This window comes from Gelidibacter gilvus, from assembly GCF_004115975.1.
Taxonomy (GTDB): Bacteria; Bacteroidota; Bacteroidia; order Flavobacteriales; family Flavobacteriaceae; genus Gelidibacter; species Gelidibacter gilvus.
This window is the reverse complement of record NZ_SDDZ01000012.1, coordinates 61699-87270: the sequence shown is the minus strand read 5'-3', so window position 1 is coordinate 87270 and position 25572 is coordinate 61699. Positions and strand designations below refer to the sequence as shown.

General features: G+C 38.2%; 23 protein-coding genes. 9 read left to right on the top strand and 14 right to left on the bottom strand.

Features of this window, described 5'->3' with window-relative positions; all coding sequences use genetic code 11:
• Positions 1-90: 90 nt before the first annotated feature.
• Entirely contained in the window at positions 91-1302 is a 1212-nt protein-coding gene (locus ESZ48_RS15645) for a TlpA disulfide reductase family protein (RefSeq protein WP_129018443.1), read from the top strand.
• A 68-nt stretch (positions 1303-1370) separates the two neighbouring features.
• Here ESZ48_RS15645 and ESZ48_RS15640 read toward each other — a convergent pair whose 3' ends face one another.
• From ESZ48_RS15640 to recG, 5 genes are all read right to left on the bottom strand, one after another.
• Positions 1371-2378, bottom strand: a complete 1008-nt coding sequence (locus tag ESZ48_RS15640; RefSeq protein WP_129018442.1) for a TolB-like translocation protein — start codon at positions 2376-2378, stop codon at positions 1371-1373.
• A 187-nt stretch (positions 2379-2565) separates the two neighbouring features.
• Positions 2566-3147 carry a tRNA-(ms[2]io[6]A)-hydroxylase gene (gene miaE, locus ESZ48_RS15635; protein WP_129018441.1) on the bottom strand — a complete coding sequence of 194 codons (582 nt, stop codon included), beginning with the start codon at positions 3145-3147 and terminating at the stop codon, positions 2566-2568.
• A gap of 199 nt (positions 3148-3346) precedes the next feature.
• The gene (locus ESZ48_RS15630) at positions 3347-4255 is read right to left on the bottom strand and encodes a serine hydrolase (RefSeq protein ID WP_129018440.1); all 909 of its coding nucleotides are present in this window, start codon (positions 4253-4255) and stop codon (positions 3347-3349) included.
• 70 nt (positions 4256-4325) lie between these two features.
• A complete protein-coding gene (locus tag ESZ48_RS15625) occupies positions 4326-5447 on the bottom strand; it encodes a serine hydrolase domain-containing protein (protein ID WP_129018439.1) in 1122 nt (373 codons plus the stop codon).
• 212 nt (positions 5448-5659) lie between these two features.
• Positions 5660-7762, bottom strand: a complete 2103-nt coding sequence (gene recG / locus ESZ48_RS15620) for an ATP-dependent DNA helicase RecG (protein WP_129018438.1) — start codon at positions 7760-7762, stop codon at positions 5660-5662.
• A gap of 193 nt (positions 7763-7955) precedes the next feature.
• Here recG and ESZ48_RS15615 point away from each other — a divergent pair, with 193 nt between their 5' ends.
• Both ESZ48_RS15615 and ESZ48_RS15610 read left to right on the top strand, forming a co-directional pair.
• Entirely contained in the window at positions 7956-9950 is a 1995-nt protein-coding gene (locus ESZ48_RS15615) for a M1 family metallopeptidase (protein ID WP_129018437.1), read from the top strand.
• A 146-nt stretch (positions 9951-10096) separates the two neighbouring features.
• On the top strand, positions 10097-11011 hold the full coding sequence (locus tag ESZ48_RS15610) for a patatin-like phospholipase family protein (RefSeq protein ID WP_129018436.1): 915 nt from the start codon (positions 10097-10099) through the stop codon (positions 11009-11011).
• 50 nt (positions 11012-11061) lie between these two features.
• On the opposite strand, the gene ESZ48_RS15605 is transcribed toward ESZ48_RS15610, so the two are convergent.
• Positions 11062-11586, bottom strand: a complete 525-nt coding sequence (locus ESZ48_RS15605; protein WP_129018435.1) for a DUF7935 family protein — start codon at positions 11584-11586, stop codon at positions 11062-11064.
• Between the two features lie 163 nt (positions 11587-11749).
• Between ESZ48_RS15605 and ESZ48_RS15600 the strand changes: the two genes are divergently transcribed.
• Positions 11750-13321 carry a DUF748 domain-containing protein gene (locus ESZ48_RS15600; RefSeq protein WP_129018434.1) on the top strand — a complete coding sequence of 524 codons (1572 nt, stop codon included), beginning with the start codon at positions 11750-11752 and terminating at the stop codon, positions 13319-13321.
• A 205-nt stretch (positions 13322-13526) separates the two neighbouring features.
• Here ESZ48_RS15600 and ESZ48_RS15595 read toward each other — a convergent pair whose 3' ends face one another.
• A complete protein-coding gene (locus tag ESZ48_RS15595; protein ID WP_129018433.1) occupies positions 13527-14801 on the bottom strand; it encodes an amidohydrolase in 1275 nt (424 codons plus the stop codon).
• Positions 14802-14948: 147 nt separating this feature from the next.
• Here ESZ48_RS15595 and ESZ48_RS15590 point away from each other — a divergent pair, with 147 nt between their 5' ends.
• Entirely contained in the window at positions 14949-17264 is a 2316-nt protein-coding gene (locus ESZ48_RS15590) for an ATP-dependent helicase (RefSeq protein ID WP_129018432.1), read from the top strand.
• Between the two features lie 20 nt (positions 17265-17284).
• Here the strand turns inward: ESZ48_RS15590 and ESZ48_RS15585 are convergent, their stop codons facing one another.
• Positions 17285-18187, bottom strand: coding sequence for an alpha/beta hydrolase (locus tag ESZ48_RS15585; protein WP_223266481.1), 903 nt, complete (start codon positions 18185-18187; stop codon positions 17285-17287).
• A 5-nt stretch (positions 18188-18192) separates the two neighbouring features.
• Between ESZ48_RS15585 and ESZ48_RS15580 the strand changes: the two genes are divergently transcribed.
• Positions 18193-18813, top strand: a complete 621-nt coding sequence (locus tag ESZ48_RS15580; protein ID WP_129018430.1) for an L-threonylcarbamoyladenylate synthase — start codon at positions 18193-18195, stop codon at positions 18811-18813.
• A 354-nt stretch (positions 18814-19167) separates the two neighbouring features.
• Here ESZ48_RS15580 and ESZ48_RS15575 read toward each other — a convergent pair whose 3' ends face one another.
• The 3 genes from ESZ48_RS15575 to ESZ48_RS15565 form a co-directional block, all read right to left on the bottom strand.
• Positions 19168-20037: an OmpA/MotB family protein gene (locus tag ESZ48_RS15575; protein WP_129018429.1), complete on the bottom strand. Its 870-nt coding sequence runs from the start codon at positions 20035-20037 to the stop codon at positions 19168-19170.
• A 102-nt stretch (positions 20038-20139) separates the two neighbouring features.
• Positions 20140-21147, bottom strand: a complete 1008-nt coding sequence (locus ESZ48_RS15570; protein ID WP_129018428.1) for a glycosyltransferase family 2 protein — start codon at positions 21145-21147, stop codon at positions 20140-20142.
• Positions 21148-21232: 85 nt separating this feature from the next.
• Positions 21233-21682, bottom strand: coding sequence for a type I restriction enzyme HsdR N-terminal domain-containing protein (locus tag ESZ48_RS15565; protein WP_129018463.1), 450 nt, complete (start codon positions 21680-21682; stop codon positions 21233-21235).
• Between the two features lie 106 nt (positions 21683-21788).
• Between ESZ48_RS15565 and holA the strand changes: the two genes are divergently transcribed.
• From holA to ESZ48_RS15550, 3 genes are all read left to right on the top strand, one after another.
• A complete protein-coding gene (holA, locus tag ESZ48_RS15560; RefSeq protein ID WP_129018427.1) occupies positions 21789-22793 on the top strand; it encodes a DNA polymerase III subunit delta in 1005 nt (334 codons plus the stop codon).
• Positions 22794-23059: 266 nt separating this feature from the next.
• Positions 23060-23620, top strand: coding sequence for a type 1 glutamine amidotransferase domain-containing protein (locus ESZ48_RS15555; RefSeq protein WP_129018426.1), 561 nt, complete (start codon positions 23060-23062; stop codon positions 23618-23620).
• Between the two features lie 38 nt (positions 23621-23658).
• Positions 23659-23913, top strand: coding sequence for a DUF7218 family protein (locus ESZ48_RS15550; RefSeq protein WP_129018425.1), 255 nt, complete (start codon positions 23659-23661; stop codon positions 23911-23913).
• A 71-nt stretch (positions 23914-23984) separates the two neighbouring features.
• On the opposite strand, the gene ESZ48_RS15545 is transcribed toward ESZ48_RS15550, so the two are convergent.
• The 3 genes from ESZ48_RS15545 to ESZ48_RS15535 all read right to left on the bottom strand — a co-directional run bounded on the left by ESZ48_RS15545 (position 23985) and on the right by ESZ48_RS15535 (position 25545).
• The gene (locus ESZ48_RS15545) at positions 23985-24569 is read right to left on the bottom strand and encodes a hypothetical protein (RefSeq protein ID WP_129018424.1); all 585 of its coding nucleotides are present in this window, start codon (positions 24567-24569) and stop codon (positions 23985-23987) included.
• Positions 24570-24654: 85 nt separating this feature from the next.
• A complete protein-coding gene (locus ESZ48_RS15540) occupies positions 24655-25161 on the bottom strand; it encodes a hypothetical protein (RefSeq protein ID WP_129018423.1) in 507 nt (168 codons plus the stop codon).
• A gap of 9 nt (positions 25162-25170) precedes the next feature.
• Positions 25171-25545, bottom strand: coding sequence for a DoxX family protein (locus ESZ48_RS15535; RefSeq protein WP_129018422.1), 375 nt, complete (start codon positions 25543-25545; stop codon positions 25171-25173).
• Positions 25546-25572: the final 27 nt, after the last annotated feature.

The window sequence follows — 25572 nt, the reverse complement described above, 5'->3', positions numbered from 1 at the left end:
ATAGTATGTAGTTATAGAAATGGTAAATAATTTTATTTTGTACGATTTTTAGCTTTATTTTAACCCTCAATTAAAATCCCCAAATACATTATGAAGTTTTTGCTTATACTTTTATCTGTTTTCACGCTATTTTCTTGTAATAAGGATAATTCAGAAAAAATGCGACATGGCTATTGGCTGGGTGAGCTAAAGGTTAATGAGAATAAAACATTGCCATTTACTTTTGAAGTGATGGCAGATAAAAGTTTGAAGATTTTTAACGCCGAGGAAGTCATCTTAGTGGATGATATCACCTATAAGAACGATTCTATCTTTATTAAAATGCCTGTTTTTGAAGGTTATTTTGCTTTGAAATTAACGAAAGAAGGCATGGTCGGTCGTTTTACCAACACAGATATGGCTTTGGACTTACCGTTTAAAGCGATATATAACTCCAAAGAACGATTTGAGACCAAAGAAGTGCCGGCGGTTGATATTTCGGGCAATTGGGAAGTCGCATTTAATCCAGATTCTGATCAGTCAGTTTACCAAGCTAAAGGGGTCTTTCAGCAAAACGGCAAGAAGGTGACAGGCACGTTCAGAACCGAGGCAGGCGATTACAGGTATTTGGAAGGCGTTATGAATGTTGATGAATTGCAACTGTCGGCTTTTGATGGTTCCCATGCGTTTCTGTTTGTCGCAACGGTGAAAGACAGTACGCTCAACGGTGTTTTTTATTCTGGAAATAAATGGAGTGCCGCGTTTGAAGGCCAACGAAATGAACATTTTGAACTCTCCGATGCCAATTTGCTCACCACTCTGCAAAATGAAGATGCGCATTTTGAATTCAGTTTTCCAAATGAAGAAGGGCAAACGATTTCTTTAGCAGATGCCCAATTTCAGAATAAAGTTGTTGTGGTGCAGCTTATGGGAACTTGGTGTCCCAACTGTTTGGACGAAAGTGTTTTTTTCTCTGAATACTTTAAGCTTAACTCTGATAAGGCTATCGAATTTGTGGCGCTTGCTTTTGAAAACGCCAAAACCGATTCGCTGGCATTTGAGGGTATAAAACGCTTAAAGAATAGATTAGGATTGGACTATCCTGTTTTGTTGGCGCAATCTGGAACCTCAGATAAGGTTGAAGCTCAGAAGAAATTGCCCATGTTGAAGCAAGTGGTCTCTTATCCAACTACTATTTTTATTGATAAAACAGGAAAAGTCCGAAAAATCCATACAGGTTTTAATGGACCGGCAACTGGAGCAAAGTATGTGGAGTTTAAAAATGAATTCAGAACCTTTGTGGAAGAACTTCTGGAGGAGTAAATCCGTGCCTAAATAAAACGTTCCTACTGCGCTAATTTTTTATAATTAAGGTTGTTTTTAAAAACCCTTCATTTTTCTATTGCCGATGGCGTCGTTCTATAAATGCCAGTAGTGCTTAAAATAAGTTTTTTATCATCGCCATTGGCGCTGCAACTGTAGAGGCTAAATGGTGGCGGTCCGTCCAATCCAAGCACATGGAAAATCAAGCGTTTGCCGTTTGGGGTCCAAGTGGGGACACCATTTAACTTGCCATCGTGTAATACCAACACATCTTGTGAGCCATCAGGTTTGCATTTATAAATATCATGGTTTACAGGCCAAAGCAGATTGAGAAAAGCACCTTTACTATATGCAATCCACTTGCCGTCAGGCGACCACGCTGGGTCATAACAATAGAGGTCGTCATAGGTTAATCTAATGGGATTCTCCAATGCCATTGTAGAATAGTTGAGTGTTGCTTGATAGATTTCAGCTTTTTCCGGATTTGTGGGGTCAGTTAAATCCGAAGGGCCTACATAAGTTACTTGACGTCCGTCAGGCGACCAGGCAGGATCTGTTGCGTCATGCTTGAATTTGGACACAATGAAAGGATTACTACCGTCGGCATTGAAGACTACTAATCTCCCACGTGATACCATATCGTTGATGGAAGGATCTGGGCACTTGGCACTCGCCAATATTTTTGTGCCATCTGGAGACCATTTTGCATGTGCTTGAATTTCCCATCCATAAGAATGGAGGGGTACAATGACGCGACCATTTTTGCCATCAATATCAAAAACCATTAATTCACAAACCTCATAAGAGTTAAAACCTGCGTTTTTTGGAGAGCGATAGCATAAGAATTTCGTTTTATCAGGATGTACCTTAATCCACCAGTAATCGTAGGAGTTGTCATTGATCAAATTAGTTTCTTGAACACCGTCGTAAGAATAAACTTGTAGATTTCCACTATCCTTACGATCGTAATAATAGATTAGAGAAAGGTCTTCATCAGGCGGAATGACAGCGGCATCTTCGGTAGTACAAGAAATAAAGCCAAAGAATGCAATTAAGAAAAAAAGTATATTTTTCATAAGACCATTGTTTTTAAAAATCAATTTTAAAACAGTCTAAACTACATGGCAAGCGAACATCTAAGGTAGTTTTTTAAATTTAATACACCATCAGTTATTTTTAAAAATTTACACCTCGATTTCTCATTTACCCTAATACTTTGAACTTCCAACTTCATGCTTCCTGCTACAAGCTTGCAGCTCCCAACTATCCGTGAATGCTTTCACTTTTACCGTATTCTTTGATCAATTCGCCTTCAAAATCCACGAGTTCTTTCCAACGTTTATCAACATCAATGTCTTTACCATATTTTCGCGCATAAGTGATGAAAAGCGTGTAGTGTCCCGCTTCACTAACCATTAAATCATAATAAAACTTTGAAAGTTCTGGGTCTTCAACATGTTGTGACAACATTTTAAAGCGTTCGCAACTTCTTGCTTCAATCATAGCCGAAAACAACAATCGGTCAACCATGCTCTGCAATTGGCTACCGCCTTTGTTCATGAATTTGTAGAGCTTGTTGACGTAACAGTCTTTTCGTTCCCTTCCTAAGGTGTAGCCTCTCTTCTTAATGATTTCGTGCACCATTTGAAAGTGTTCCATTTCCTCTTTGGCGAGTTCCAATAGGTCCGTCACCAAATCTTCATATTGCGGATTTAAAGTAATGATGGTTATGGCATTAGTAGCCGCTTTTTGTTCACACCACGCGTGGTCCGTCAATATTGCTTCTATATTGTCTTCAGCAATGGCTACCCATCGCGGATCTGTTTCTAATTTTAAGTGTAACATGTGATATCAGTGAAAGATTAAATTTCCGAAATAGGCTTCGAAGATAGTCATATTTCCAGATGTAGTAAAAGAGCAGCAAACAAGTAGGCAACCGGATTTGGTTAAGAATGCACGTCGTTTCAATCAGTAAAACACAACGATCCTACTTTTATCTGAAATAGTTAAGTTGATTTTTAGTCAACTATCAGTAGAAATTCCTCTAATTGCTAATGACATAATCATAAACTGTTTTGGATAGTTTAGCCAATTGGTCGGTTCCTTTGTCAAAATCTTTTAGGTTTTTGGAAAGTAAAACCAATATATAAGCACGACCATTAGGTAAATAGATAATTCCCGCATCGTGGTGTACACCAGTTATAGAACCAGTTTTGTGCGCCACTTCAACCTCTTTTGGTAAATAGACAGGGATGACATCCTTGTGTTGTTGATCTTTTAAAATAGTAATCATCGCGTCGCAATCTTGTTGTTTACCGGCAGTATGAGTGGCAATGGCTTCCATAATAATCATCAAATCTTTAGCAGTGGTAGCATTGCTCAAGCCTTTATCATACGCTTTTTGGTCTTCTACACCTCTCAAAACATCAATGTTTTTTGCGCCCAAACTCCGCATGGTTGCAGTTACTTTTTGGGCATCAACCAGTTCAATGAGGATGTTGGTCGCCAAATTGCTGCTGACAGTTATCATGCTGTGCATCAAATCGCTGATTGCTACTTTTGTGCCGATTTGACTGTAGATAATATCGTCGCTATCATCGTTGATATCCATGCTGTACAGGCTGCCGTCCACAATGCTTTTGAATTCATTTTTCAATAAAATCGAATCCTTCAGATTTAATTTTCCTTCTGAGGCTTGTTTAAATAATTCGATCATTACGGGAACTTTCATAGTACTGGCCGCATGAAATTTTTCATCAACATTGATTAACAAACTATCTTTAGGTTGGTATAAGCTGTAAAATGCCACAGCCACAGTGCCATCTATGGAATCAATTTGAGCTTGGATAGTTTTTTCTAAAGTTTCTTTTTTAGACATTTTTTCTTGACAGGAAGAACCTAAAAGTAATAACGAAACGAGCGTCAGGGCAAAAATGGTTTTCAAGGATTTCATGATTTTTGATTGGTTTTTTTATTCAATTATGAGAGGTGTGGGTTGTAATACTTATGTTGATATGCTGAGTTTAAAGCCAGCTATTTTTGATCAGCCATTCCGTGATAAAATCTGTAAATCCATCCACATTCCTAGGTGTATTGCAAAGAATAATGAATGTGATCCCTTTTTCGGGCACCGTGACATAATTACATAAGAAACCACCTTGGCTTCCAGTATGCCCTACCGTTTTGAAACCATCTGTTGTTTGGTCAATAAACCAAGACCAACCTATAAATGGGGGCGTAGTGTCTTGCCAATTTGGCCATGGTTTTATGGTTCTTGAATCTTCTAAAATAGCATCTGAAATAAATTTGTGCGCTTGTAATGCCAATTCGTATTTCGCCAATTCATTTACTGAACTCCAGACGCCGCCATTGCCAGCTGCTGCAAATGTAGGTTCCTCGCCATAGTCTTTTTCAAGCCAGTTTCCGTTGTCTTTTATGTAGCCGTGGGAAACACCAGTCTCAGGGTGTGGACCATCTGTAATGGTGCTTGTCTTCATGCCAGACGGCTTAAAAATGTGATTCTTAACGTATTTTTGCCATTTCATTCCGCTCACCTCTTCAATAATCAGAGCCAAGGCATTGTAAGCAGGGTTGGAATAGTCGTAGCGTGTACCAGGTTCAAAATTCAAATCTTCTGCCTGGGTTGTCGGATACCAGTTCTCGACATCTTTGGCAGTCAAGTAAAATAGGGAGTCCGTTTTGGTTTCCCTAGTGTCCTGTAAACCTGAAGTGTGCGTAATTAAATGTTTGATTTTCACTTTCTCAGCAATTGCTTTATTTTTGAAATCAGGGAAGTATAGCGCCATATTGTCTTCAACCGAAAGTTTACCTTCAGCCTGTAGCATCAAAATGGCATTGGCAACAAAAGTTTTTGAAATGGAACCAATGTTGAATAGGGTGTTGGCATCGATCTTAGTGTTGAGTTCTAGATCGGCAAGCCCATATCCCTTACTGAAAATAATGCTGTCGCCCTTCATGATTAAAATGGCACCACCCGGTTCATCAGCTGGCATATTGTTAGAGAAATAAGTATCTAATGGACTGGTGTCCAATGTAACCATTTGCAGTGGTGTTTGTTTGGTGTCCTTGCAGCTAAGCATTAACATTGCCATAGTGATTGGTATAAAAAAGTAGAATTTTCTCATTTCATTTAGTTTACGAATTGTTACAGTGATAATTTAGTTTTAAATTAAAACCCGTCTGAACGGTCAGACAGGTATGAAATTCAATGCATTTCACTCAAATTTATGAAAAATGTGGTACGAAGTCCTAGTTTTGGACAGAAAAACCATTGAAGATCATTATTCTGCCGCTGTATCTGTTGAAGACTGCCAGCTGAAGACTGCCAACTGAAAACTTAAGAAATATAATTCCAAATATTCTTATACTTCGTGAGCTGTCCATAAGTATAGCGCAGTACTTTATGTTCTGGAAGGGATAGTGATGGGTCCGTCTTTAAAATTATTTTCGCGTAATGGCGCGCAAGTTGTAGAATGTCCTTGTCTTTAATAACATCGGCGATTTTGAGGTTCAAGACACCACTTTGCTGGGTGCCCATCAAATCGCCAGGACCACGAAGTCGCAAATCTACTTCTGCTATTTCAAATCCGTCATTGGTGCTAACCATCGTTTGTAGCCTGGTTTTGCTGTCTTCACTGAGTTTGTGACTGGTCATCAAGATGCAATAACTTTGTTCTGCGCCACGACCTACACGGCCTCTTAATTGATGCAATTGAGATAATCCGAAGCGTTCTGCACTCTCAATGATCATAACAGAGGCGTTAGGAACATTAACGCCCACCTCAATAACTGTTGTGGCCACCATGATTTGGGTTTCACCTTTAACAAAACGTTGCATCTCAAAATCCTTATCGGCAGGTTTCATTTTTCCGTGGACAATAGAGATTTGATAATCGGGCAATGGAAATTCCCTAACGATACTTTCGTAACCATCCATCAAATCTTTATAATCCATGGTTTCGCTTTCTTGAATTAACGGATAAACTATATAAATTTGTCTGCCCTTTGCGATCTCATCACGGATAAATCTGAAAACTTTCAACCGATTTTTATCGTAGCGATGTACCGTTTTGATGTTCTTTCTTCCGGGTGGTAATTCGTCAATTACGGACACATCCAAATCGCCATAAACCGACATCGCCAAAGTTCTCGGAATTGGTGTTGCGGTCATGATTAAAATGTGGGGCGGCGAGGTGTTTTTATGCCATAATTTACTGCGTTGTGCAACTCCAAAACGATGCTGTTCATCAATGACTGCAAGTCCCAAATTTTTGAATTTCACCTTATCTTCGAGTAGTGCATGGGTGCCGATTAGGATGTCCAAATCGCCATTTTCGAGCGCTTCGTGAATTTTTCGTCTTTGTGAAGTTTTAGTTGAACCTGTGAGTAGTTCCATTCTGATGTTCAATTCATTACATAGCTCAACTAATCCATGATAGTGTTGGACTGACAAAATTTCAGTCGGCGCCATTAAGCACGCTTGAAAATCGTTGTCAAGTGCCATTAACATTGACATGAGCGCAACTATGGTCTTTCCGGAACCTACATCGCCTTGCAATAAGCGATTCATTTGTGCATTGCTTCCCAAATCGGCCCTGATTTCTCTCAAAACTCGTTTTTGGGCATTGGTTAAATCGAAGGGTAAATGCTCCTGGTAAAAGGTGTTGAAATAGTGTCCGACATGTTCAAAATTATAGCCCTTTATTTTCGATTTATGGATCAGATTTTTGATGATCAATTGCAGCTGAATATAAAATAATTCTTCAAATTTAAGTCGGAATTGTGCAAGCGATAATAGCTCTTGATTTTCAGGAAAATGAATGTTGAAAAGTGCTTTGCTCTTTGAAATTAATTTGAGATCGGAAAGTAAGTTTTCAGAAAGTGTTTCTTCAAATCGCCCCTTCGTTTCCAAAAATAATTGTTGCATGATTTTATTCAAAACACGATTGGAAATGCCTTTATTTGCCAGTTTTTCGGTGGACGGATAAATGGGCTGCATGGCAGAGCGTAAGTTTTTTTCGTGCTCTTCTAGCAGTTCCATTTCAGGATGTGGCATACTAAAAACACCATTAAACCAATTGATTTTCCCGAAAATGACATAAGTTTTCCCGAATTTGATGCTGTCCCTAATCCATTTATGGCCTCTAAACCACACGAGTTCTATAATGCCAGTGTCGTCTTTAAAGGTAGCGACCAAGCGTTTGCCGCGTCCTTCTCCAGCTTCTTTTAAGTTTGTGATCTCACCGGTTATCTGAACATCAGCACTGTTGCGCTGTAATTGGTTGATTTTATAGTATTGCGTTTTGTCAATATAGCGGTTGGGGAAAAGGTTGATCAGGTCTTGATAGGTGTGAATGCCAAGTTCGCTACGGAGCAAACTTGCGCGATTTGGACCGACTCCTTTGAGATAATCTATGGGTGTTTGAAGGTTGGTGTTCATGTTTGTCTTGCGAAGCACGGAAGTCCATTGAATGACCACCAAATTGAACTTGTGGTGCCTTTGTGTCTCCTTTGTGCAATAGCTATATCGCAAAGTTACGCAAAGAAATAGAAGTTTCACAAAGGCTTATTCGCATTACAGAATTATCGTTTTTATTTTCTTATTTTGGTCATATCTTAACTAAAGTCCATAAATGAAACGTCTTCTTTCGCTTTGTCTTGTTTTTGTTTTCGGAGTTGCTGCTGCACAACAGGCTGATGCTGTTGATTTTAAAAAGCTAAAGGCGGAACTAAATTTTAAAGACACCAAACAGGTTTCTGGGTTTGTCTTTGTTTATTTTAAAGTTTTAAAGGAGGTGGACTCTGTGTATCTCGACGCCATAAATATGAACTTCAGAAGTGTAGAATTGAAGGATGTCACTACGGATGATGTCGAAGCCAGTGATTTTGGAATTGAATCCGATAAAATTATAATCATCAACAAATTTAAAGCCGAAAAAGACTATCTGTTGACTTTTTGGTATTCCGCTGAGCCGAAAAAAGCTTTATACTTTATAGATGATCAAATTTGGACACAGGGACAAGGGAAGTACACGAGTAACTGGTTGCCAAGTATTGACGATACAAATGAAAAGATTGAATTTGATTTATCCATTTCTTTTGATGATGGTTATGAGGTTTTGGCGAATGGTGAGCTTGTTTCAAAAGAAGCCATCACGCAAAACCAAACAACATGGCATTATGATATGAGCAAGCCAATGAGCAGTTATCTCGTAGCGCTTGCCATTGGCAATTACAATAAAAGAACGGAAATTTCAGAAAGTGGCGTTCCCTTAGAATATTACTATTATCCAGAAGATTCAGCCAAAGTAGAGTCCACTTATCGCTATAGCAAACAGCTATTTGATTTTTTGGAAGAAGCGATTGGTGTGCCATATCCTTGGGAAATCTATAAACAAGTTCCGGTCAAGGATTTTTTATATTCTGGGATGGAAAACACCACTTTGACCATCTTTTCAGATGCTATGGTAGTGGATGCTATTGGGTTTAACGACCGGAACTATGTCAACGTCAATGCCCACGAGCTGGCACATCAGTGGTTTGGCAATATGGTAACAGCTACAAGTGGTGAGCATCATTGGTTGCAGGAAGGATTTGCGACGTATTACGCGCTCTTGGCAGAGCGTGACGTGTTTGGGGATAACTATTACTATTGGCGATTGCACGAGTACGCCCAGCAGCTTTTAGGGCAAGAAAATGCAGGAGATGCAACGTCTTTGCTTGATCCGAAATCCAGTAGCGTGACTTTTTATCAAAAAGGATGCTGGGCCTTGCATGTGTTGCGGGAGCAGGTTGGGGAAGATGCTTTTGCATTGGCTGTGAGAAATTATCTACTAAAGCATCAATACAAAAATGTTGAAACGTCTGATTTTATTCAAGAAGTGGAGTTGGCAAGCGGTCAGGATTTGTCAGAATTTGTAAAGATATGGTTAGAAGACCGTGTGTTGCCGCAAGATGTGATGGTTCAGAGTTTGAAAAAATCAGCGTTTATTCAAGAATACATGGATGTTTGCTGTGAAACCTATCCCTCAAAATGTGGGGATTATTTGGTTTCGGATATTTCTGATAAAGCGAAAATTAAGATTCTTTCGCAACCCAGTTACGAGGTTGAGTTGGAGGATTTTAATAATAATTTTGAGGTGCGCCAAGCTATTGCTCAAAAGATGGCCGCTATTCCAGTCGAATTTAAAAAAATGTATGAAACACTTTTAAACGACGCATCCTACGTGACGATTGAGAGTGCGTTGTATAATTTATGGGTAAATTTCCCAAGCGATCGCGCTAAATATCTCCATCAAACCAAAGATATTTATGGATTTAACGATTATAATGTGAAATTGCTTTGGTTGGCCTTACATTTAAATACGATAGAATATCAATCGGATAAAAAACAAGAAATTTTTGAAGAATTAAGAAGTTATACCGATCCAAGGTTTAGTTTTGATTTGCGGATGAATGCGTTTAATTATCTAAAATTGATCAATGGGTTCGATAAAATATCTTTGGCCAATTTAATTCAAGCAACAACTCATCACAATTGGAGATTTCAAAAGTTTGCAAAGGAATTGTTGTTGGAACTTCAAAATATTGAAGCATATCAGCAGGTTCTTGATGAATTGGAGAAATAGGAACAAAGAATATAGATAAATAGAATAATTTTCAAACGAGAAACTAACCTGCCCGTCCGTAGCATTTGCGGAGGCGGGAAACTAGCCTGCCCGTCCGTAGCATTTGCGGAGGCGGGAAATGAGAAACGAAAAACAACAAAAAATAAATGAGGGCATTAGTCATATCAGGAGGAGGGAGTAAAGGTGCGTTTGCAGGTGGGGTGGCACAGTATCTTATTGAAAACAAGAAACTTGACTACGATTTATTCATTGGTACTTCTACGGGAAGCTTGTTGGTATCTCATTTGGCATTAAATAAGGTGAAGGAAATTAAGGAAATCTATACGAATGTGACTCAGAGCGATATTTTTAATGTCTGTCCCTTTAACATCAAAAAGAGAAAAGGTATTGAGACCATTAGTATCAATCATTTCAATGTGTTACGAAATCTTTTTAGTGGAAGTAAAACCTTTGGTGAAAGCCATAATTTAAAAAGATTTATCCGATCACACGTTACCGAAGAGGGGTTTAATGCCTTAAAAGCCTTGAAAGCTGACGTGGTTGTGACGGTTTCAAATCTGTCCCTCAATCAGGTGGAGTACAAATCTGTTAAAGACTTTGATTACGAAGAATTTATGGATTGGGTATGGATCTCGTGCAATTATACACCTTTTATGTCCTTGGCAAAAAAGGATGGTTGTGAATATGCCGATGGCGGTTTGGGGTCGATGGTGCCTATAGAAGAGGCTATTAGGCGCGGTGCAACGGTAGTGGACGCGGTGGTTTTACAGACTGAAGTTACCCAGTATAACAGGATGCCTTCTTTAAATGCGTTTTCATTGCTGACCAATATGTTTGCGTTCATGTTGGATAGAATCGAATTTCAAAACATCCGAATTGGAAAGTTTGTGGCCAACAACCAAAATGCGATTATTAATTTTTATTATACCCCAACCGTTTTGACTACCAATTCATTGGTTTTCAACAAGGATAAAATGACTTTATGGTGGCAAAGTGGATTTGATTTTGCAAAATACAAAAACCAAGAAATAAGTCCAGTAGAACTTGAGAAAACAGAATAGTTAAAAGAAATATAACTTGGTGCTTTATGCGTGACTAAAAACAATACGATTTACCACATGTCACTTACTTCCTGTTTGATGTAAGAAAGTGCTGCATCACTAGGCGCTCGTTTCTCCATCATTTCAGTCAAAACAACTTCTCTTAATTTGTTGGCAGTATCGGTTTTTTCTAGAAGGCTGGCTTTTCTGATGAGTTGTATTGTTGCGTTTTTTGCGGCGCAAATAATGTTCCAACAGTCGTCAGTAACATAGATTTGTTGCGACAGATTATGTTCAAATTCCTGTTCAATGCTTGTTATAAGTAAGCTCTCGTAATCATCTTTGTCAGAAGACGTTGGCTTTACTCTTATGAGTATTTTTGAAGGTGTAATGCGTTCCAAGAATAGAGCCATCCGTTCATAGGCTTGAAGGCGTAAGGGCATGGCGTTGACCTGCATGTCTTTTTGAAGTAGAAAACGTCTTCTGCCGTCTTCGTTTTTAGTGTGCTCCTTAAAAAAATAATAAGCTATAAGCCCAGTGATTAATGCTGGGATTGCATAAAGTAAGGCGTCAATGAGTTTTGGTACTAAATCCATAAGAGGTGTTAAGTTTTATCAAACATAAGATGTTTTTTTTAAAATTTCGCAAAGAAGTTAAAAAAACAGAAATTTGAGCACACAACTGGATTAGAGTTGTTGTAAGTTTAATTTTTTATTTCAGCTTTTAAAACAGATGCCTGTAAAGGCATATCTTTAAACTATGACCAAACCTGTAAAAATTACTGTGATAATAGTATCCACTGTGTTAGTCCTTGCTATTGTGGGCTATTTTGTGGCAAATGCTATGGTCTCTTCAAAACTTGAAAATTTCCTTAAAACAGAGCTTCCGGAAAACCTAAGTGTGGATTACAAATCTTTGGACGTCAGCGTATGGCGAGGAGATGTCGTGATGGTACAGCCTAAAATAGTGAATAGGGGCAGCCATACTTCAAAAGCAAATATCGAGGTTGATCTCGACACCTTGATGGTTGGTGGTTTCGGGCTTTGGAGCTATCTCTTGAATGATCAGATTCATGTAAAAAGCGTACAGTTGAGAAGTCCTAAGTTGCGGTATAACCACAATAGCGCCATTCCGAAAAACGAATATCAGAATTCTTCCCTAGAGAAGTTCAAAGAAGAGATTAAGGTGGGTAGATTTAATATCCAGAATGCAGAAATCAGCATTAAGGATATCGAAACGGACTCTCTTCTGTTTTATACAGAAAAATTCACTGCAAATGTTTTGGACATTGCTATAGACCCTGCTTCCGTTAATAATCGTATTCCTTTTAAATACACCGATTATAATATCTCGTACACCGACTTATTCTATAGTATGGGTGTTTATGAAAATTTGGAAATAGCTTCTGCGAGTATCACTCAAGATAAAGCGGTTTTTAACCAAATGAAAATGTATACCAAATATTCCAAAGCAACATATGATAAAATGATCCCTATTGAGCGCGATCATTTTGATGTGACTATAGCTTCATTGGTTGTGGAGGATCATAAATTCGGATATGAAAAGGATTCTGTGTTTTATTTTAAAAGCCCAAAGATTACTTTTGAAAATCCAGAAATGAATATTTACAGAAACAAGTTAGTTGCTGATGATCTCACGCGTAAGATTCTATATAGTAGAATGTTAAGAGAGCTTAAGTTTAATTTAACTTTAAGTGATATTTTTCTTAAGAACGCATCCATTGTGTACTCGGAAAAAGTGAATGCCGATATGGGCGCAGGGGAACTTTCATTCACAAAAATGAACGTCGACATAAAAAACATAAGTAACACTTATGGCGAATCGGAAAAAACCACTTTAGATATTGATGCTGTTTTTATGGCGCGAACGCCGTTAAAAGTGAAGTGGGAATTTGATGTTAATAACGTCAATGATGCCTTTGTATTTAGAGTTGATATTGGGAAGCTTCCCGCGGCAGATTTGAATCCGTTTTCGCAACCCAATTTGAAAGTGAAGCTTGAAGGCGAACTTTTAAAAACCTTTGCGACAGTATCAGGAGATGCCAACACCTCCAGGGTGGATATGCGAGTAAATTATGAGGATTTTAAAGTTGAAATATTAGATGGTGAAGGCGAAAAGAAAAACAAGGTCCTATCCGCCATAGCGAATTTGTTTATTGCTAAAAACAGTGATCGTGAATCTGATGGATTTAGGGACGGTAATAAAGAAGGCATTGAACGCGATCATACCAAATCAATTTTCAATTTCCTATGGATAAGCATTAAAGCAGGATTGGCAAGCGTATTGACGGGGGATGGGAAAAAGAAGTAGTGGCATTCAGATTTATGTGATAATAACGTTAAAAGGATGAATCACGCATAAAAAGCGCGCATTTCGCATCTAAATCTAGAGATTTAAAATAGTTGTTATTTAAGAGATTACATTGTTAAATTTAGATTTCTACTAGAAACAAGCCTGACCATCCGCCTGCCCGTCCGTAGGCGGGTAGCTTTTGCGAAGGCGGGAAACACCAAAACTAATCCAGTTCCAAATAATCAATCGCCAACTGCGTCATTGTTTTAACTCCCAATAACATCCCACTTTCGTCAATGACAAAATCTGGCGTGTGATGTGGAAAAACTTCGATATTCCCTGGGGTCATTCCACCCAGGAAAAAAAATAGCCCAGGTACCACTTCTTGAAAATAGGAGAAATCTTCTCCACCGGTGACGGCTTTTGTAATCAGAACATGGTCATTTCCTGCTACTTTTTGAAGCGTTGGCAACATTGTAGCCGTTAAATCCGGATCGTTGTACGTTATGGATGTAAAGTTCTCAAAGACAATAGTAGCTTCGCCGCCATAAGCTTTGGCAATGGTTTCGGTCATTTCAGTCATACGTTTGATGATTTTTGCTTTCATATCAGGATCCAACGAACGTACAGTTCCAATGAGTTCGGCACTTTCAGGTATAATATTGAAGCGTACGCCACTAGTGATTTTCCCTACGGTAATCACAGCCGCTTCCTTGGTCAAGTCTAGCTCTCTGCTGACAATAGACTGAAAGCCGTCAATGATTTTTGCTGAAATCAAAATAGGATCTACGCCAAGCCAAGGCTGGGAGCCATGAGTTTGTTTGCCCTTCACATTAATAACAAACCGCTCCACGGCAGCCATAATACCACCAGATTTGTATAAGATCGTGCCTACAGGCGTTGCTGAATTGATATGCAATCCAAAAATCGCGTCAACTTTTGGGTTTTCCAACACGCCTTCTTTGATCATGAGTTTGGCGCCACCTTCTTCTCCAGGAGGCGGACCTTCTTCTGCAGGTTGGAAAATGAATTTCACGGTCCCATTGATTTTATCTTTATGTTTGGATAAAACCTCGGCAACGCCCATTAAAATAGCAGTGTGGGTATCATGCCCACAGGCGTGCATCACCCCAGTTTTGGTGCCCATAAATTCTGTTTCAACTTTCGATCTAAACGGCAATTCATTACGCTCAGTGACAGGAAGTGCATCAATATCCGCCCTCAAGGCCACAACTTTGCCTGGGTTATTTCCTTTTAAAAGTCCCACAACGCCAGTTTTTGCAACACCAGTTTGAACTTCAATGCCCAAAGAGTTTAAGTGCTCCGCAATTTTTTCGGCTGTTTTAAATTCCCGATTGCTCAGTTCGGGGTGTTCGTGGAAATGTCGTCGCCATTCAATTACTTTAGATTCTATAGCATTACAATCGGTTTCTAAATCAGTTTGGGCGTTTAACAGTATGCTTCCGAAGAGACAAATAAGGAGGAGGGAATAGTTCATGGGCTGTTTTTTTTACGTAATCATTCTAAAGGTATTCTTTTTCTTTTAAAGATGAAAAACAATTGCAATTGTTTATAATTATTGATAAAAACGTTCTCTAAAAACAGAAGCTTTGGTTAATTTCACGGATTAATAATTGAAAGAGATTTGGAAAAGTATTTAAGTCAGTTAAATGAAGCGCAGTTAGCACCAACACTGCAAAAAGATGGTCCCATGATTGTGATTGCGGGTGCTGGTTCTGGTAAAACTCGTGTGTTGACGTATAGGATTGCTTACTTAATGAGTTTGGGGGTTGACCCGTTCAATATTTTGTCGTTGACGTTTACCAATAAGGCTGCTCGTGAAATGAAGGGCAGGATTTCTGATATTGTAGGCAGCAGTGAAGCAAAGAATCTTTGGATGGGAACATTTCACTCGGTTTTTGCAAAAATTCTTCGGATTGAAGCCGATAAATTGGGCTATCCGAGCAATTTCACCATTTATGATGCGCAGGATTCGCAACGCTTGATTGGTGCCATTATCAAAGAAATGGGATTGGATAAGGATATTTATAAAACCAAGCAGATCAGCTCTAGGATTTCATCGTATAAAAACAGTTTGATTACGGTGAAGGCATACTTCCAGAATCCAGAGCTGATTGAGGCAGATACGATGGCCAAGCGACCTCGTTTGGGAGATATCTACAAAAACTATGTCGATCGTTGTTTTAAAGCGGGCGCTATGGATTTTGATGATCTGTTATTGAAAACCAATGAATTGCTCACGCGCTTCCCAGATGTATTGGCCAAATATCAAAACCGATTCCGATATATATTGGTAGATGAGTATCAGGATACCAACCATTCCCAGTATTTGATAGTTAGGGCATTGTCGGACCGATTCCAAAACATTTGCGTGGTTGGAGATGATGCGCAAAGTATTTATGCTTTTAGGGGCGCCAATATCAACAATATTCTAAACTTTCAGAAGGACTATGACGATGTGAAAATGTTCCGATTGGAGCAAAATTACCGATCGACCAAGAACATTGTCAATGCGGCCAACTCCATCATCGAAAAAAACCAGACCAAGCTTGAAAAAGTGGTATGGACGGCCAATGATGAAGGGGCTAAGATAAAAGTCAACCGATTGATGACCGATGGTGATGAAGGCCGTTTTGTGGCAAGTTCCATCTTTGAAAATAAAATGGAACATCAATTGATGAATAGTGATTTTGCCATTTTATATCGTACCAATGCACAATCCCGTGCTATGGAGGATGCTTTGAGAAAACGCGGTATTCCTTATCGAATTTATGGTGGTCTATCCTTCTATCAGCGTAAAGAGATTAAGGATGTGTTGTCTTATTTGCGATTGATTATCAATCCAGCCGATGAGGAGGCGCTCAAACGCGTTATCAACTTCCCGGGCCGTGGTATAGGGCAAACTACTATTGACCGATTGGTAGTCGCTGCAAATGGCTTTAACCGCTCCATTTTTGAGGTGATGAAGCATATTGATAAAGTTGAAATCAATATTAATTCCGGTACTAAAAATAAGCTTCTCAATTTTGTCACTATGATAGAAAGTTTTCAGGTGATGAACGAAACAGCAAATGCATTTGAGCTGGCAGATCACGTGACCAAAGTGACTGGATTGATCAAAGAATATAGAGATGATGGCACACCGGAAGGGATTGCCAAAATGGAAAATATTGAAGAATTACTCAATGGGATTAAGGATTTTGTTGAAGGACAAGAAGAATTGGCAGATGCCACGGGTGCTTTACCTGAATTCTTGGAAGATGTAGCCTTGGCCACCGATTTGGATGCCGATAAAGGCGATGCAGACCATGTGGCCTTAATGACCATTCACTTAGCCAAAGGTTTGGAGTTTCCGTATGTCTATATTGTGGGCATGGAGGAGGATCTATTCCCAAGTGGAATGAGTATGAACACCCGCAGTGAGTTGGAGGAGGAGCGGCGTTTATTTTACGTGGCCTTGACGCGAGCTGAAAAACAGGCCTATCTGACCTATACCATGTCACGTTACCGTTGGGGAAAATTAATTGACGCTGAACCAAGCCGCTTTATTGAGGAAATAGACGAAAACTTCTTAGAAGTGATCACTCCAATTGACGATCGACGCTTTAATCCGATGTTGTCTGCGGATATTTTTGGAGATGTGGAACCTAATATGATCCGTTTCAAAAAACCGGCAAAACGAAAATCAGAAGAAAAACCGCCTAAATTTATTCCTCCGGCAAAACTGAAGCCAATTGGAAAGTCCACCGGAAGTCCGGATGTCAATTTATTTGACGGTAAGTTGACGGTAGGGAATGTTGTAGAACATATGCGTTTTGGAAAAGGTGAAGTTCTTAAAATTGAAGGTGTCGGTGCCGATACCAAAGCCGAAATCAATTTTGAGCATGGCGGTGTTAAAAAATTATTACTTCGCTTTGCGAAATTGGATGTATTAGGATAAGATTCCAATTAGATTTTCCACTACAAATGCGTTTGCGTAAACACCTTTAATTTGGACCAGGTGTCCAACAATTCTAATCCTATCCACCCATGACCTGCATTTTCATAGAGTGTGAATTCATGGGTAACGCCCAATTGTTGCAAACGAGATCTCATGGCGGTACCTTGTGTTGTTGGGATTAATGGATCTTTTCCACCGTAAAATAAGATGGTTGGAGGTGCCGTAGCGGTAACCCGATGGTACGGACTGACCTCTTCCAAAAACTGAGTTGAAGCGGCAGTACCATACAAATCCATTAAAGCCCGAATATTTGGATCTGTAGTGTTCAAATAGGCAGGATCTGTGAAGTTTGTAGGACCCACAATGCTGCACACCATTTTCACATTGTTTCCAGGATCAAAGGCGTAGCTCCAAAGTAATGACAAATGCGCACCCGCACTTACGCCAATAAAGCCAAAATCATCAGAGATGACATAATAGTCTTGATTCTCTTTAAGATGATTTATTATGGAGGTGATATCATCAATCTGCATTGGATAAGGATTCCGATCATCATCTGCCAAACGGTAGTTTATGTTTACTATGGCTACATCCGATACATCTTGACGAATGATGTCCTTAAAGCCATTCATGTCTGCTTTATCGCCTGCAGACCATCCGCCACCGTGAACTAAGATCATGACTTTTGTTGACCTGTTTCGATTTTTTGGGAGATACACATCGAATTTCTGATCTCTATCAGGGCCATAACTAACATTGAGTTCTTGATAATATTCTGACGGGTTTAAGCCTTGCTCAGGTGTATCGGTACTTTCTTTACTACAAGAGAAGGATAAAGAAACAAGGACAATAGTGAGTAAAAGTAGTTTTATGGCTTTCATTATGAAATTATTAATTACTTTGTAAACGTAATTACAATACACATATTATGGCTGAATTGATAAGAATTTATGAAGAGAACCCGAACGCCAAAGAAATTAAGAAGGTCATTAAGGTACTTAAGAATGGGGGATTGATTATTTATCCCACAGATACTGTTTACGGGTTAGGCTGCGACATTAATAATATCAAGGCACTGGAACGCGTGGCACAAATTAAGGGCGTAAAATTGGACAAAGCTAATTTTTCCTTTATATGCCATGATTTGAGTAACCTAAGCGATTATGTTAAGCAAATTGACACTACCACATTTAAGATTTTAAAGCGCGCGCTGCCTGGTCCCTATACTTTTATTCTTCCAGGAGCTAAAACGCTTCCACATCCTTTTAAAAAGAAAAAGACGGTAGGTATCCGCGTGCCAAACAACAATATTGCTTTAGAAATTGTAAGGCAATTGGGACGGCCAATTATTTCTACATCGATTAGGGATGAAGATGAAATAATTGAATACACCACAGATCCTGAATTAATTTTAGAAAAATGGGGCAACCTGGTCGATTTGGTAATTGATGGGGGTTATGGTGATAATTTAGCCTCTACCATAATTGATCTATCTGAAGAGGAGCCTATAATTATAAGAGAAGGCAAAGGGAGCTTGGAGATATTTTAGAAGACCATTCATGATCCTTTATTAAAATATGTCTTATCCATGGTAACATATAGACTTGGATCCTTAACGTTTTGAAATTTTGATCCGAAAAATTCAAATTCTTTACAATAATTGTATCTATTTTTTGAACATATTTCCAGTCGTTAATAAATGGAGGCTGTGTTCAATGATTTGGAATTCTCTATCTGCATAATACACAAATAATAAAACAGGTTTGGATAGGCGCTAATGGAACGATGTCTTTTCTCTTGAGGAAATTCATTGTGCAGATATAAAAAAAGAGATTCCTGCCTGCGCAGGAATAAAAAAAGCTCAACCGTCAAGTTGAGCTTTTAAATATTTTAAAATAACTGCTTAGTTCTTTTTGTCTTCAGCAATCATACTTTTCATTTCTTTTTCAACCATTTCGTAGAATTGGTCAATTTTAGGAAGTACTAAAATACGTGTACGTCTGTTAGTAGATCTGTTTTCGGCAGTATCGTTAGGTACTAATGGCACATACTCACTACGTCCAGAAGCAATCAGTTGCTTAGGGTTTACACCTAATTCTTCCAATACTCTAACAATTGAAGTTGCACGTTTAACACTTAAATCCCAGTTGTCAACTAATACACCACCTCTATTGTAAGGTACGCTATCGGTATGACCTTCAACCATACACTCAAAATCAGGTTTTCCGTTAACTACAGTTGCTACTTTACTTAAGATCGTTTTAGCTCTAGAAGTAACGTTGTAGCTTCCGCTTTGGAATAATAACTTATCTGCAATTGAGATATAAACAACTCCTTTTTCAACATTAATTTGAATGTCTGGATCGTTAAGACCAACGTCTTTCTTCAAACTTGTTACAATAGCAAGAGTAACACTGTCTTTTCTAGTTAATGCATCTTGTAAGCGTGTAATCTTAAGATCTTTTTCTTTTAGGCTCTCAAGAGATCTTTCAAGATTCTCAGCACCTTTTTGAGTTAAGGTAGTTAAATTACCTTTAGTGTCAATTAAATCTAGGTTTGTTCTACGCATGTCAGCCAATTGCTCTTGTAGACCTTCAACGCGTGCTAGTGCAGCAGCTCTTTCAGATATACAGCTGTTTAACTTTACAGTTGCGGTATTCAATAAATCTTGTGTTTCTTTTTGTTTAGCTTCAAGTGCTGTATATTCTTTTTTAGATACACATGAACTTAAAACCAATAATGAAAACACACTTAATAACATGATTTTTTTCATAATGGTAGTGATTAAATAATTAGAAATTTAACAAGGCAAAATTATATAAAAAATGCTACTTAAGCGAAGAATTAACAAGAATTTTAACACTTTAATTCCTACCTAAAATTTCTTGTGATTTTTTACGAAATAAAGCCATACAATTGACCTTACATGGTAGTAATCACGAGGTTTGATGACATTTATATTATGTCTTAGAGCTTGACGTTTTTTAAGGAGTTGGGGAAGGCGCAAGTAAAAACTAGCGTGGGCTTTTAAAACTGCCAGAATATGGGCGAATTTAAATCCCGTCATAAACTTCAAACTGGCCAGTCCATCCAAAACAAGTCGAGTAAAGATTAAAAAGAATAGGTTTTTAGGAGCGTTTTTTGTTAAGGTGAATAAACTGTTCCTAAAATTGAGATAGGTTTTTTTCGGATTTGTAGAGTTTAAGGTGGCACCACCAACATGGTAAACCGTTGAAGTTCCAATATATTTAGTAATATATCCAACGTTATGGGCGCGCCAGCACAGATCGATTTCTTCCATATGTGCAAAGAAAGATTCATCAAAGCCATGTAGTTTTTCGAAAACAGATTTCCTAATAAAAAAGCAAGCGCCAGAAGCCCAAAAAATCGGAATGGTGTCATTGTATTGGCCTAAGTCTTTTTCAATCGTATCAAAAATCCGCCCTCGGCAATACGGATATCCAAATTTGTCAATAAATCCGCCACCAGCCCCAGCATATTCAAAATAGGCCTTGTTTTTATAATCGAGAATTTTTGGTTGAATTATGGCAGTCCCCGGTTCAGAATTAAATAGGGCCTGAATAGGTTGCAACCAATCTTCAGTGACCTCAATATCACTGTTCAGAAGACAGAAAACCGCTTCATCAACCTGTTTTAAGGCATCATTATAACCTTTGGCATAGCCACCATTTTCTTTGTTTTGAATGATTTTTACCGATGGATATGTCGTTTTTAAGAAACTGACAGAATCATCAGTTGAGGCATTGTCCGCCACGTAAATAGCCGCGTTTTCAGAATACCTAAGGACTGAGGGAAGAAATTTTTCCAACAAGGCCTTGCCATTCCAATTTAATATAACGACTGCTATTTCTTTTTTAGCCACGAATTCACTTTTATTTATTTTCACTTACTCACCACTCACCACTCACCACTCACCACTCACCACTCACTCACTCACCACTTATTGATTAGTCCCTCTCATACTCCGGAATATCCCTCAAAAACACATAGTTCTCGGCTTCAAAATCCATCTGACAGTAATAATGTTGCAAACCATTGGTGACCATTAAATATTTTGCCTTCAAAGTAAGGTTGTAGCGCGCAATTTGATCAAATGTACTTTGATCAATTGCAATTTGTGGGGCTTTGCATTCCACAATCAAATGGACATCACCTTGCGTGTTGAACACCACAATATCATAGCGTTTCTTTAGATTGTTGATGGTCAATTCCTTTTCCACATTAATTAAAGAATGCGGGTATTTTTTTTCAGTCATTAGGTAATGCACACAATGTTGTCGAACCCATTCCTCTGGTTGTAAAATCATGAACTTTTTACGAACGACGTCGAAAATAGATACTTTATTTTCGCTATTTTTGAATCGGAACGAAAACTTTGGAAAATTAAGTGGTTGCAAGACTTCTAATTTAGACATTGCCAAAGTTAATCTTCAATAACCAAATACCAAATTCCCCAAGGTAAAAATGGGATTTGGTACTTGAGAATTTCAAAATTTACAAAGTTTGGACGAAGTTAAACAGTTAGCTGCCGATATTAAGAGCAGAAAGTTGAAGCCTATTTATTTTCTAATGGGCGAAGAGCCTTATTATATTGATAAGATTTCAGATTTTATTCAAGACAATGTGCTAACTGAAGAGGAGCGTGGCTTCAACCAGATGGTGCTTTATGGTCGTGATGTGTCCATAGATGATATTGTAGGAAATGCGAAACGGTTTCCGATGATGGCAGAATATCAGGTAATCATTGTAAAGGAAGCTCAAGATTTATCAAGAACTATAGAAAAACTGGTTGATTACGCCAAACATCCACAGCCTTCCACCATTTTGGTGATGAACTATAAGTACAAGACGATTGATAAGCGCAAGTCACTTTACAAAACCATCAATAAAATGGGAGTGGTTTATGAAAGTAAAAAACTTTATGAAAACCAGGTCGCCGATTGGATAAGACGGGTGCTGGCTCCTAAAGATTATACCATTGCTCCAAAAGCGTCGCAAATGTTGGTGGAGTTTTTAGGAACGGATTTGAGTAAGATCAATAATGAACTGGATAAACTTCAGATTGTTTTGCCAAAAGGCACACAAATATCTCCAGAGCATATAGAAGAGAACATCGGGATCAGTAAAGATTTTAACAACTTCGAATTGCGAAAGGCCATCGGTGAGGGCGATATTAAAAAGGCCCATCAAATCGCTATTTACTTTGCCGAAAACCCTAAGGATAATCCCATGGTGGTTACCGTTTCTTTATTGTTTAATTTCTTTTCGCAATTGCTTTACTTACATGGGATGAACGACAAATCGCCTAGAAATATCGCTTCTGCTTTAAAAATCAATCCTTATTTTGTGAATGAATATATTACGGCATCGAGAAATTTTCCGATGAGAAAAGTGAGCAGTGTCATTGCTACATTGCGTGAATTTGACGTAAAAAGCAAAGGTGTTGGCGCCAATGCCGTGCCTCAAGGTGATTTGCTAAAAGAGCTTTTGGTGCGGATTATGACGTAATATTTTGGTTTCAGGTTACGAGTTTCAGTTTTACTGGTTTAAACTTTCAACTTCAGCTTCATTTTCAACTTCAACTTCAACTTCATTTTCGACTTCATTTTCCCGCCTCCTCAAAACCTACGGACGGGCAGGCAACTTCAATTTCAGTTTTAAGAAACGTTAACATCTTGTGCTAAGCTTAGGTTAAAGCCTTGCTGTGATTTTTATATAGGCTATATTTTGGTTATGTTATAACAAATCAAATAGTAATCTTATATAAATAAATTATGGAAAACCTAAATAAAAAGAGAGTCGCAATTTTAGCAACCAACGGATTTGAAGAAAGTGAATTAAGAGATCCAAAAGCCGCTTTGGAAAAAGCAGGCGCTGAAGTCCATATTGTTTCAGAAAAATCAGGAACAATAAAATCTTGGACCGATGGAAATTGGGGTTCAGATTATACGGTCGATAAAACTTTGGACGAAGTCAGCCAAACAGATTATAATGCTTTGATGCTACCAGGCGGTCTGATCAACCCAGACACGTTAAGAAAAAATTCTAAAGCGGTAAGGTTTATAAAATCATTCTTCGAAAACCATAAACCAGTTGGTGCCATTTGTCACGGACCTTGGTTGTTGGCAGAAGCTGATGTGTTGAAAGACCGAAAAATCACTTCTTACAGCTCTATTAAGACCGATATGATCAATGCAGGAGCCAATTGGGTAGATGAAGAAGTTGTTGTTGACCAAGGTTTGGTAACGAGTAGAACGCCTAAAGATTTACCTGCGTTCAATGCAAAATTGGTTGAGGAAATTTATGAAGGAAAGCACAAAGAACAAGTTGCATAATTTTTAGCAATGCTTGAATATTCAAAAAAAATCGTATTATGGAGAAACAAAAAGATCATGGTCCGACCATAAAAAATAATGCCCGCTATGAAGCCTTAAGAGATGAAGGTTACAGCAAACAAAAGGCTGCTAGAATAGCCAATACCAAAAATCCTGGTAAAATAGGAGGAAAGGCCGAACGTTATGAAGATCGCACGCGAAGTGCGCTTTATGAAAAAGCCAAAGAAATTGGTATTAAAGGGAGAAGTAAAATGGATAAAGAGGAATTGATCCATGCATTAAGGAAAAATTAATGGGAGCAATTCCAATTGAAATAGAAAACGTCAGATATTAAAAACTATGTCTGACGTTTTTTTTATGACCTTTAAAATGCGCTAAACTGTGTCATTATTTTTTCCAGTTTTTTAAAATTGGCATCGTAAGTTTCTCTTGTAGCCGTTAAATCAATCCATAGAAACGCACTGGAAGTTTCAACAATGATGTAACAAGAGTTGTAAAAAGTGTCCTCTGATTTTAGTTGCACTTTATACCCTTTACCAATGCTTTCGAATTCCGGAAGGTCTCTTTTAAACAATACCTTATGTTCATTTGACCATTTTGGAGTGTCCCCCGATCTGTACCCAGCTATGACCCAATTTTCAAAGTTTTGGAGGGTTTTAAATTTTTCTTTTTCAAAGGACTTGAACAAAAGAGCACTTTCTGATTTCCCGATCTCAGGAAATGTGCCACCAAAAAAGTTAGCACTTGGTGTTTCTTTGATCTCCCACCATGTTGGTATTAACACGCTGTAGCCATAAGTAGAATCAACATATTTAATTTGATCCTGTCCTGACTTTTGATTTGAAATGACTTGCGCAGCATTTGCATTAACGGCTGCCTTTGTCTGGGCAAAACCAATATTCGGGACTTGGATAAAAAGAACAAATCCTACTAAAATTTTTATATACATGCGAGAGAATTAATTTTATGATGGTGATGTATTTCTTTAACTGCCCACTGGTAGAGAGACCGGCCAAATTGAGAAGCTTTATGAATCAGAGTTTGAATATTTTTGAATTGTAACTGACCTCTTCTAATTCCTCCAATATCAAATTATAATCATACTGTAAGTCTTCATGCAAGTTGCTGACTATTTTCTTTATGGCTATAATCTGACGGTCATATATATTGTTGAGTGTGATATTTTTAAATATAGAAGGCTCGAAGTCTTTGAGAGCTGTGCAAAAATGAAGTAGTAACTCCACTTCAGTTTCTTTTTTTAGTGAGTATCTGGCATATTTTTTAATGTTTCTCAGAATTTTTCTCACACTCTTTTTAATATAAAAGTAACTGTTGGTGTTGATAGTTTGGAATTGTTCGTCAATTTCAGCTTTTACAGTTTCGATATATCCCGTTTCGTCATGAGATTCAAATAATAAATAGGTAAGCAGCTCCTTATTTTCCTTCTTAAATTTAGAAAGGCGCAAACAAAGCTCCAGCAATTCTTCTGAAGACCGATGTTTTAATTCTTTCTTAATGGTAACAACCGAAACTGCTTTCATCTAAAATTATTATTTCTTGTCCACTGAATATTTTCCAGCCCCAACCAAAGCAATAACGATAAATCCAATCAGATATAACAATGCTTTTTCTTTGGTTCCAAAACTGTCTTGAGCATGAACAATAAATGCTGCAACAGCCATGGTACCAATGGCCGGAATAGCCGCAATTCTGGTCTTAAGTCCCAAAATAATAAAAATTGGCGCTACAACTTCTCCTATAAGAGCTAAAATGAGCGATACTGTATTACCTACGCCCAAAGGATCAGAAAAACCACCGGGATTTTCAAGTAGAATTTTAATTTTAGGAACACCATGGGTCAATAGCATTCCTGAGAAGCCTACTCTTAAAATAGCAAGCGCCAAATCATTAAATTTATTTTTCATTTACAAAGGTTAATAAATTAGGGTATT